This is a genomic window from Pseudanabaena sp. 'Roaring Creek' (assembly GCF_001402795.1).
Classification (GTDB): Bacteria; Cyanobacteriota; Cyanobacteriia; order Pseudanabaenales; family Pseudanabaenaceae; genus Pseudanabaena.
In genome coordinates this window covers 1-7,758 of record NZ_LIRE01000210.1, presented here as the reverse complement: position 1 = coordinate 7,758, position 7,758 = coordinate 1, and the positions used below count along the sequence as shown (strand labels likewise).

15 protein-coding genes and 2 pseudogenes are annotated in these 7,758 nt (G+C 38.7%); 12 read left to right on the top strand and 5 right to left on the bottom strand.

Going from position 1 to position 7,758, the window contains the following annotated elements; all coding sequences use genetic code 11:
- Positions 1-164: 164 nt before the first annotated feature.
- The 4 genes and pseudogenes from AC805_RS06860 to AC805_RS06845 all read left to right on the top strand — a co-directional run.
- Positions 165-599, top strand: a pseudogene (locus AC805_RS06860) (DUF3782 domain-containing protein); the annotation flags it as partial.
- Positions 600-646: 47 nt separating this feature from the next.
- A complete protein-coding gene (locus tag AC805_RS06855) occupies positions 647-1,138 on the top strand; it encodes a DUF29 domain-containing protein (protein WP_055074726.1) in 492 nt (163 codons plus the stop codon).
- A 77-nt stretch (positions 1,139-1,215) separates the two neighbouring features.
- A pseudogene (locus AC805_RS06850) lies at positions 1,216-1,492 on the top strand (type II toxin-antitoxin system RelE/ParE family toxin).
- 11 nt (positions 1,493-1,503) lie between these two features.
- The gene (locus AC805_RS06845; protein WP_055074725.1) at positions 1,504-1,806 is read left to right on the top strand and encodes a HigA family addiction module antitoxin; all 303 of its coding nucleotides are present in this window, start codon (positions 1,504-1,506) and stop codon (positions 1,804-1,806) included.
- Positions 1,807-1,926: 120 nt separating this feature from the next.
- Here AC805_RS06845 and AC805_RS06840 read toward each other — a convergent pair whose 3' ends face one another.
- Positions 1,927-2,532: a hypothetical protein gene (locus AC805_RS06840; RefSeq protein WP_055074724.1), complete on the bottom strand. Its 606-nt coding sequence runs from the start codon at positions 2,530-2,532 to the stop codon at positions 1,927-1,929.
- Positions 2,533-2,724: 192 nt separating this feature from the next.
- Here AC805_RS06840 and AC805_RS06835 point away from each other — a divergent pair, with 192 nt between their 5' ends.
- Genes AC805_RS06835 through AC805_RS06815 form a run of 6 tightly spaced genes read left to right on the top strand, consistent with a single transcriptional unit; the run spans position 2,725 to position 5,088 of the window.
- Entirely contained in the window at positions 2,725-2,934 is a 210-nt protein-coding gene (locus tag AC805_RS06835; protein WP_055074723.1) for a type II toxin-antitoxin system HicA family toxin, read from the top strand.
- Positions 2,931-3,152 carry a type II toxin-antitoxin system HicB family antitoxin gene (locus tag AC805_RS06830; RefSeq protein WP_055074722.1) on the top strand — a complete coding sequence of 74 codons (222 nt, stop codon included), beginning with the start codon at positions 2,931-2,933 and terminating at the stop codon, positions 3,150-3,152. The genes AC805_RS06835 and AC805_RS06830 overlap by 4 nt, the downstream gene beginning before the upstream one ends.
- Complete coding sequence (locus tag AC805_RS06825; RefSeq protein WP_055074721.1) at positions 3,152-3,472, top strand: RNA-binding protein; 321 nt, start codon at positions 3,152-3,154, stop codon at positions 3,470-3,472. The genes AC805_RS06830 and AC805_RS06825 overlap by 1 nt, the downstream gene beginning before the upstream one ends.
- A 37-nt stretch (positions 3,473-3,509) precedes the next feature.
- Positions 3,510-3,644 (top strand): hypothetical protein, encoded by a 135-nt coding sequence (locus tag AC805_RS27090; RefSeq protein WP_269433558.1) that lies wholly within the window; start codon positions 3,510-3,512, stop codon positions 3,642-3,644.
- On the top strand, positions 3,637-4,164 hold the full coding sequence (locus AC805_RS06820; protein WP_156341332.1) for a hypothetical protein: 528 nt from the start codon (positions 3,637-3,639) through the stop codon (positions 4,162-4,164). Before AC805_RS27090 ends, AC805_RS06820 begins: the two co-directional genes overlap by 8 nt.
- A 45-nt stretch (positions 4,165-4,209) precedes the next feature.
- Positions 4,210-5,088, top strand: a complete 879-nt coding sequence (locus AC805_RS06815; protein ID WP_055074719.1) for a hypothetical protein — start codon at positions 4,210-4,212, stop codon at positions 5,086-5,088.
- 228 nt (positions 5,089-5,316) lie between these two features.
- Here the strand turns inward: AC805_RS06815 and AC805_RS06810 are convergent, their stop codons facing one another.
- The 4 genes from AC805_RS06810 to AC805_RS27290 form a co-directional block, all read right to left on the bottom strand.
- Positions 5,317-5,739, bottom strand: coding sequence for a type II toxin-antitoxin system VapC family toxin (locus AC805_RS06810; RefSeq protein ID WP_055074718.1), 423 nt, complete (start codon positions 5,737-5,739; stop codon positions 5,317-5,319).
- On the bottom strand, positions 5,726-5,998 hold the full coding sequence (locus tag AC805_RS06805; RefSeq protein WP_055074717.1) for a hypothetical protein: 273 nt from the start codon (positions 5,996-5,998) through the stop codon (positions 5,726-5,728). Before AC805_RS06805 ends, AC805_RS06810 begins: the two co-directional genes overlap by 14 nt.
- Positions 5,999-6,183: 185 nt before the next feature.
- Complete coding sequence (locus tag AC805_RS06800) at positions 6,184-6,468, bottom strand: BrnA antitoxin family protein (protein ID WP_055074716.1); 285 nt, start codon at positions 6,466-6,468, stop codon at positions 6,184-6,186.
- Complete coding sequence (locus AC805_RS27290; protein WP_369122825.1) at positions 6,431-6,676, bottom strand: BrnT family toxin; 246 nt, start codon at positions 6,674-6,676, stop codon at positions 6,431-6,433. The genes AC805_RS06800 and AC805_RS27290 overlap by 38 nt, the downstream gene beginning before the upstream one ends.
- A 271-nt stretch (positions 6,677-6,947) precedes the next feature.
- Between AC805_RS27290 and AC805_RS06795 the strand changes: the two genes are divergently transcribed.
- Both AC805_RS06795 and AC805_RS06790 read left to right on the top strand, forming a co-directional pair.
- Entirely contained in the window at positions 6,948-7,295 is a 348-nt protein-coding gene (locus AC805_RS06795; protein ID WP_055074715.1) for a hypothetical protein, read from the top strand.
- Complete coding sequence (locus AC805_RS06790; RefSeq protein ID WP_231662481.1) at positions 7,292-7,627, top strand: HNH endonuclease; 336 nt, start codon at positions 7,292-7,294, stop codon at positions 7,625-7,627. Before AC805_RS06795 ends, AC805_RS06790 begins: the two co-directional genes overlap by 4 nt.
- Positions 7,628-7,758: the final 131 nt, after the last annotated feature.

Here is a 7,758-nt window from a genome sequence, read left to right as displayed (position 1 = left end):
CATGGTTAATTTTGGCTGCTGCCGACTTACCATTTTTAGTGATTTGTTCTAGTTTTTGGCGTTCTTCTTCGGTTAATGTCACTTTGTATCGTTTTGCTGACATACCTTTTTCCTTACTATTTTCTGTCCCTTTATTTTACCCGCCAAATTATCTTTGACTGTCTACTAGTAAGGCAGTTGAAGCACTGACAACAAGGTGGGGACGTTTTGTTGAGGAGTTAGTTGAACCTGCGGTATTGCGGCTATTTCAAGAAAAAGGCATTGATGTAAAAGAAGTACATCCTCGCGCCAGAACTAAGCGTCAAGGATTTGCGATGGAGATAGATATTCTGGCTGTGGATGATACGGAACTAGTGTTAGTGGAATGTAAGTCCCGTTTATCAAAGGATGACGTGGATGAGTTTGTTGAGAAGTTAACACGCTTTAAAGATTCCTTTCCTCATTACGGCAACTATAAAGCCTATGGTGCTGTGGCAGGAATTGAAATTAATGAGGGGATAGATCGTTATGCCTATCGTCAAGGATTATTTGTAATTAAGCCTTCAGGGGATGGAGTAGCGATCGCTAATGATGACGATTTTAAACCTACTGTATGGTAGGTCTGGTTTGTTATAGTTGTGGGTAATGTATTGCAGGCTTGAACATAATGCTTGAGTCAAAGTTGGAACTGCCAGTAAACACAAGTCCTGATTTAGCTACTGATTTATATGAAGTTGACTTTTATGCTTGGACACAGGAGCAGTCAGAACTATTAAGGCTCGGTCAATGGCAGTCTCTAGACATCGTGAATTTGGTGGAGGAAATTGAGTCGTTGGGTAAGCAGCAAAAACAAGAACTTCGCAATCGTTTGGGTGTTTTGATTGGACATTTGCTGAAGTGGGAGTTTCAACCTGAATTGCGTGGTAAAAGCTGGCGATCAACCATTATCGAACAATGCGATCGCATAACATTACATCTAAAAGATAATCCGAGTTTGAAGTCCTATCTCAATGAATCGGTAATCGAAGCTCATAGACTGGCTTTATCCTTGGTTGTGCGAGAAACACTTCTCGATTATCCTGATTTACCGTCCGATTGTCCCTATGCGATCGCCCAAATCCTCGATCCTCAATTCCCCGAAGATTTGCAATCATGTTAATTTTTAGTTTTAAGGTTAGAATTATTCCTGCTAGGCGATCTCATAGTAGTGATAATAAAGTAGATGTCTAGGATTTAATGATTGTTTCGTTTGCTTGTAAAGAAACCGAGAAGATTTGGCAAGGTTTGCGATCGCGTAAGTTACCATCAGATATCCAAGAAAGAGCTTTACGCAAATTACGTCAACTTGATGTGTCAGCTAAATCTAGAAGATCTTCGCATAGCTAACCATCTAGAAGCACTTGTTGGCGATCGCCTCGGACAATACAGTATTCGCATTACTAAGCAATGGCGGCTGTGTTTTGTTTGGCAAAATGGAAATGCTTATGATGTTGAGGTTGTTGATTATCATTAGGAGCAAGGACAATGGAAGATACTTTACTGCGTAATCCTCATGTTGGCGAAATCTTGCGGTATGAGTTTTTGGAAGAATTAGATATTAATGCAAATAGTTTGGCTGATAGTTTGCGGTTGCCATATTTGAGTATTCAGCAAATTATTCAAGGTAAGGCTCCGATGACTGCGGATGTGGATTTGCGGTTATGTCGCTACTTTGGGTTGTCGGATGGTTATTTTTTGCGGTTGCATTATGCCTATGAGTTGATGGAAGCAAAAAGGAATTTAGGCGATATATTGCGTCAAATAGTTCCGATCGCAGCGTTACATTAGATAATCATTTCAGTAACAAGATCGCAATCAAGTTTGGTTGAGTGTTAAGCCGAGTGTGTTGCAAAAGTCTTTGGTTAAGTTGAGAGTGCCAATTGTAAGTCAAGTGTAAATTTGAGGATTCTAAAAGTAAGATTGGAACGGGCTAGACAAAATACCCAGTAATTTACCAATTTCCTTGATGAAATAATCTTCTTGATCGATCCAAAGTGTTTTGTCTCCAAGGCGTAAGAACTTCCAAATCATTCCTGTTGTCACAACACCATAAACAGGAAAATTATTATCACTTCTGGTATTAAAACGTTGAGCAGCAACCATTTCTGCGATACATTGTCCTAATCCTCCTTTAATATTTTCGTTTTTCGCTTCCACAAGGGTAATCACTGGACAAGATATTTCATAGATTTCACTAGATGCGGTCAAGAGAAAATCACAAAATCCATTTAAGCCAGCCTCTACATCAACATTAAATTCTGTCCCAGAGAAGAAGCCAACCTTTTGATCGAAGATTTGCCGAATTTCTAGCAGGATCGGCGCGATCAGCAGTTCCGATCGCGCTTTTTCGGTATTGATGGCATTGGCAATGGAGAGATTGCGTTTTAGGGTTTGTTGCAGATAGTCACTAATCGTCAAAGGCTGGATATCCACAAATAAATTTTCCGATTCTTTTATCGTCAAGCCAAATTTTTCTTGTACTTGGGCGATCGTCTTAAACTCGCTGTATGACATCAGGGTTAGTCGGCAAATAATATCTAGTTTAACTTGCTGTGATAATGGTTGTAGGCGATCGCTAGTAATGGTTAGTAAGGTGTGTGATCGCGTAAGTGGCGATTTCAAACCTGTTATATGGTAAAATCATAAAGCTGAAAATGAAGAATTAAATAAAAAGTACGCAAGATTGTCTGGGTCTATAATAAGCCTATGCCCAAAAAGATTAGAGAGTTAAGGTCTGCTCTATCTAAAGCAGGTTTCCGAGTGGTGCGGACAAAAGGCAGTCATCAAAGATGGTTACATCCCCTTTTGCCAGAATTACCCTTAACCATTGCTGGGAAAGATGGAGATGATGCAAAATCTTACCTTGAGAAATTAGTTGAGTCTGCGCTAAATGCTTTAAAGGATAAAGAGTCATGAATCACAAATATCGGATTAACATTATTTGGTCAGATGAAGACAAATGCTACTTGGTAGAATTACCTGAGTTTTCCAATGCCTTGCAGCGATACTTTACGCATGGAGATACTTATGCTGAGGCGATCGCTAATGCAGAGGAGGTTTTAGAACTTTTAATCGAAGATTACGAAGCATCGGGTAAGCCCTTACCATCACCTCAAGTATTGCAATTAGCCTAATGAATAGTCAATTTTGGAATCAGGTCAAAACTAAGTATCAGCTTGGGAAGTTAATTTACGGAAAAGTAGAGTTTCATGCGCCTTTTGGGGTGTTTGTTGATATTGGGGATGAGTATGTAAAGGGAATTATCCAGATTCCAGATTTTTTGGATAGTGGGGCGATGATTCCAGAAATGTATCCTGAGATTGGTTCGCCTGTGGGGGCAGTGGTAGTTGGATATACTGAGGACGATCGCAATCAAGTTTGGTTGAGTGTTAAGCCAAGTGTGTTGCAAAAGTCTTTGGTTAAGTTGCGATCGCCAGTTGTGAGTCAAGTTTAAATTTTTGGGCGATCGCGAATTAGGTGTTTAGGCTTTAATGACTATTTCCTTCGCTTGTAAAGAAACCGAGAAGATTTGGCAAGGTGTGCGATCGTGTAAGCTACCATCAGATATACAGGAAAGGGCTTTACGCAAATTACGTCAACTTGATGCACCAGCTAATTGTGAATAAATTTGCTTGTTTCATTTATCATATTCAAAATCAAAGTAAAGGTTTAAGACAAGACATGGATATCTCACAAGGATGGATTTGTGATACTTGCGGAACACTCATTGACTCACCATCTGATGGCAGGATGGAATGGTTAGAGTACAAAAGTGGTGGAATCTTAAAAGGTAGAGGTTTACGACTTGTTCATCACTTATCAGCTAGTCCTCTCAAAGCCTCATCCACATTGGGCTGCTACAGTTATACAGAGACATATGCATCTGGACTATGTGATGCTGAACTCAGTGAATTTTTAGGGGATGACGGATTGATGCTTCTTCTTTCAAAGCTTGCGAACGATCAATTACCACAGGATGAAGTTATAGAAATGATTAAGCGTCTCCATGTTTCTGGTTATGAGAAAGCTAGACTACATTTTGATGCTGCCGCATCAGCAGACGTTTTTGAACCAAGTGCTGATAAAGGATATTACTCACGGCAAGATATTGAGGCAGTCTTAGAATTTATAAAAAGTAGAGATTAATGACTACTCTCAAAATTTATTTTTGAATTCATTAGATACATGATTATGAGAACACAAAATCTGATATCAATCTTTCTCTTGACTGCTTTTACTTTTAATCAAGTATCATTACAAATAGATGCGTTGCCTATTGATAAACCTAGCGTGAGAGTTTTGGCAAATTGTGGAAAGTTAACAGCCTTTTATATTTCACAAGAAGGATGGCGTGTATCGACATTCTCTTCATGCTTTCGCACACCCTACGGTGGAAATTATATTTTTTATTCCGCAGTAAAAAACAATCATTCACTAATATGGGCATCTGAAGGTGGAAACGGTGTTCGCGACTATACAGTTATTTCAACAAATTTAGATACACAAGCATATATTCAGTATAAAGCTGGGCTTGGTATTCGTGGCAAAGGTTTTGTCAATTCTTTGCAAGTAGAAGAATTAAATGGCAAAGATCTTATTCCTGTAGTTAATATTTTGTCAGTTCTTGAATGGCAACAAGAGTTTTATAATCCTTCTTCGGTTTTTAGAAACAACAAATGTAATACAGCAATTAAATCAGCGCATGAACAAATTGAACTAGCTAGAAACCTTGAAGTCAGAAGTTATATTGACAATGCAATTAAGAAAAGACCTAGTTATTTAGACGATAGACCGCTAAGACTGAGGTTCTCAATAAGTGGATATTTAGCCAATGACCTAATTCGAGCAGACAAACTTTTATCATCAATTAGTTCTTCTATAGCTAATTCATGTCCTTTTATTAGCATGGTTGATTTTGGAATTCAAAATAGTGACAATATTGCTACATATGGACTATTTGAGAATGGTCAAACTAAACTTTTTCAATGTGTAGGAGTCAGAAGAGTTGAACAAGGAGAAGCTTCTGACGAACCTCCTTGGGGATACTATGGATGCTTTTTTAAGAGATAGGTTTCAGCCAATAAAAAAGCATTTTATTGGCTATTATGGCGATCACATCACAATAATGGCTTTGTTTGGATTGATGGATTTTGCAATCGCTTTTCTATCGCAGTAGAAATTTATCGGGCGATCGCTGTTTGATTGAGATTAGGGGCGATCGCTATTTGATGTTGTTGGTTTGTTGAGGGGCGATCGCTGTTTGATTGAGATTAGGGGCGATTATCATAAACACAATAGCTAGACTTCTTCTATTAGCAAGTTCTCAAACAGATTATTGTTATTCCATCGGTAAATATTAAAATCACGGCGATCGCAAGTTAAAATTCTGCCATGATCCAAATGTTCCGCCAAAACAACCAAAGATGCATCAGCAAGATCCATCGGTAAATTGGCATAGCGTCTCATTAGCTCAACCATGCGAGAAAGATGTTGCCTTTGGAAATCAAAAACGGGAAACGTCCCATTAGCAACTTCAGTCAAAAATTCAAACTGCACAGCCAATACCGCATCTCTTGCTAAAAGATAACTAGTTTCTGTAATCACGGGATAGGTGGTAATTAGTGCTTCTCTGAGAGTAGAAATTACTTGGATAGCCATAGAATGGTAGCGATCGCCATTATTTCCCAAAGCAATGAAAAATCCAGTATCAGCGAGGAGCATATTTCTCATTAATGATCGCTTTGAAATTTTCCTTTGAATTAGTGGCTAGATCTGGTTCACCTTTAAAACAACCAATAAACTTACTTTGTCGTAGTCGCGCCAAAGGAGCGTGATGAGAAGCTCGAATTTGTTGGTAATAAGCATCAATCGCTTCAGCCAGAGAGCGATTTAGAACTGTTGATGCATCTTGCTTAGTTTGCTGCTGAATATATTTAAGTTTATCCGCTTGCTCTTTTTCAAGATGAATAGTAATGTCCATAGGTTATTTTGCTTATGGCTAAGTCAATTTATTGTAGCTTAACATTTAATTTATAAAGATGCGATCGCTGTTTGATGTTGTTGGTTTGTTGAGGGGCGATCGCTTGTGCGGTGAAAGTGTGGATATTTAGGCGATCGCTTTATGATTGAGATTAAGAACTATATGGCATTTTACTAAAAGAGATTCTAAGCTTTTGTCGTTGTTACATAAGACTTATGTGCTTCTGCATAAATTTTTAAAGCGACAGACATTTGCTGAGCCGCATTCTCACCTTGCGATTGAAACCATGCAAAAGTTTCAGGATCGATTTGAACTGATGCTGTAATTTGTTTAGGAATTCTCAACTTTGCTTTAGCCCAAAACTCTGCTGATAGAGGAGGAATATCAGATGTATCAATATCTTCATCACCCATTGCATCAATTCTTTCCCAATCAGTCTTCGAGGTATTGTTCATAGTATCTGCGTTCATAAGATAGTGCCTTTCTTAATGAAATAATCCTAATGGTTTGTTCGTCAGGTTCTGTGTAGACAACAACTACGACACGACCTTGAAGTAAACCAATACCGATATACCGATCCTCTCCATAGTTTGCTCTTGCATCAAGTTCAACAACCATCGGCATATTAAAAACCAGATAAGCATCAGCAAAGTCAAATCCATGTTTAGCACGGTTAATCTAATTTTTACGCTCATCCCACTCAAATCTCATCTTAAAGTTTAGTATTTATGTGTGTTGGGATTCCTCTAATCTTAACTTGTGTTTGACGCTGTTTGATGTTGTTGGTTTGTTGAGAGGGCGATCGCTTGTTTGGGAAAAGTAGGGATTTTAGGCGATCGCTTTGTGATTGAGATTGGGGGCGATCGCTTGTGTGGCGGAAGTGTGGATGTTTTAGGCGATCTGATAAAATGAATTCTAAAAGCTAACATTAACAATCACTTGCCAACCTATGCAAATCACCATAGACATACCAGACGATATCGCCACCACTGTGCAGGATAAGCTGCCACAAATATTGGCGCTAGGATTGCGAGAAATGAATGCTAATCCCAATAATGGTTTTTCGGGACTGACCGAAATATTGCACTTTTTAGCCAAACTTCCATCCCCTCAAGAAGTCTTAAATTTACGCCTCGCGCCAGACGCACAGCAAGAAATTGATAACCTATTAGAAAAAAATCGTACACAAGGTTTTAATGAAAGCGATCGCCTACTATGGCAGCATTATGAGTTTATCGAGCATCTCGTGCGCCTTGCCAAGACTCAAGCCCTGATAAAGCTCCAGACGAGTCAATGAGTAAAAGCTATATTTCCACTAAACTTAGAAAACTAGTCAGCGATCGCGCCCAAAACTGTTGTGAATATTGCCTAATTCCCGAAAGCTTAACTTTAGTTTCCCATCAAGTAGATCATGTAATTGCTGAAAAGCATGGAGGCAAAACCACAGAAGAAAATCTAGCTTTATCTTGCTCACTGTGCAATCAAGCGAAGGGTAGTGATGTTGCTTCTATCGATTTAGAAACAGGCGATGTTATTAGACTTTATCATCCTAGACAAGACAAATGGCAAGAGAATTTTAAAATCGAAGAATCTAGTAGACAGTCAAAGATAATTTGGCGGGTAAAATAAAGGGACAGAAAATAGTAAGGAAAAAGGTATGTCAGCAAAACGATACAAAGTGACATTAACCGAAGAAGAACGCCAAAAACTAGAACAAATCACTAAAAATGGTAAGTCGGCAGCAGCCAAAATTAACCATG

Bases quoted from the DNA above. Each gene is read 5' to 3' on its own strand.
- AC805_RS06790 (WP_231662481.1), top strand. From the start codon at position 7,292: ATGAGTAAAAGCTATATTTCCACTAAACTTAGAAAACTAGTCAGCGAT.
- AC805_RS27090 (WP_269433558.1), top strand. From the start codon at position 3,510: ATGACTATTTCCTTCGCTTGTAAAGAAACCGAGAAGATTTGGCAAGGT.
- AC805_RS06825 (WP_055074721.1), top strand. From the start codon at position 3,152: ATGAATAGTCAATTTTGGAATCAGGTCAAAACTAAGTATCAGCTTGGG.
- AC805_RS06795 (WP_055074715.1), top strand. From the start codon at position 6,948: ATGCAAATCACCATAGACATACCAGACGATATCGCCACCACTGTGCAG.
- AC805_RS06830 (WP_055074722.1), top strand. From the start codon at position 2,931: ATGAATCACAAATATCGGATTAACATTATTTGGTCAGATGAAGACAAA.
- AC805_RS06805 (WP_055074717.1), bottom strand. From the start codon at position 5,998: ATGGACATTACTATTCATCTTGAAAAAGAGCAAGCGGATAAACTTAAA.
- AC805_RS06810 (WP_055074718.1), bottom strand. From the start codon at position 5,739: ATGCTCCTCGCTGATACTGGATTTTTCATTGCTTTGGGAAATAATGGC.
- AC805_RS06840 (WP_055074724.1), bottom strand. From the start codon at position 2,532: ATGTCATACAGCGAGTTTAAGACGATCGCCCAAGTACAAGAAAAATTT.
- AC805_RS06835 (WP_055074723.1), top strand. From the start codon at position 2,725: ATGCCCAAAAAGATTAGAGAGTTAAGGTCTGCTCTATCTAAAGCAGGT.
- AC805_RS06855 (WP_055074726.1), top strand. From the start codon at position 647: ATGCTTGAGTCAAAGTTGGAACTGCCAGTAAACACAAGTCCTGATTTA.
- AC805_RS06815 (WP_055074719.1), top strand. From the start codon at position 4,210: ATGAGAACACAAAATCTGATATCAATCTTTCTCTTGACTGCTTTTACT.
- AC805_RS06845 (WP_055074725.1), top strand. From the start codon at position 1,504: ATGGAAGATACTTTACTGCGTAATCCTCATGTTGGCGAAATCTTGCGG.
- AC805_RS06800 (WP_055074716.1), bottom strand. From the start codon at position 6,468: ATGAACGCAGATACTATGAACAATACCTCGAAGACTGATTGGGAAAGA.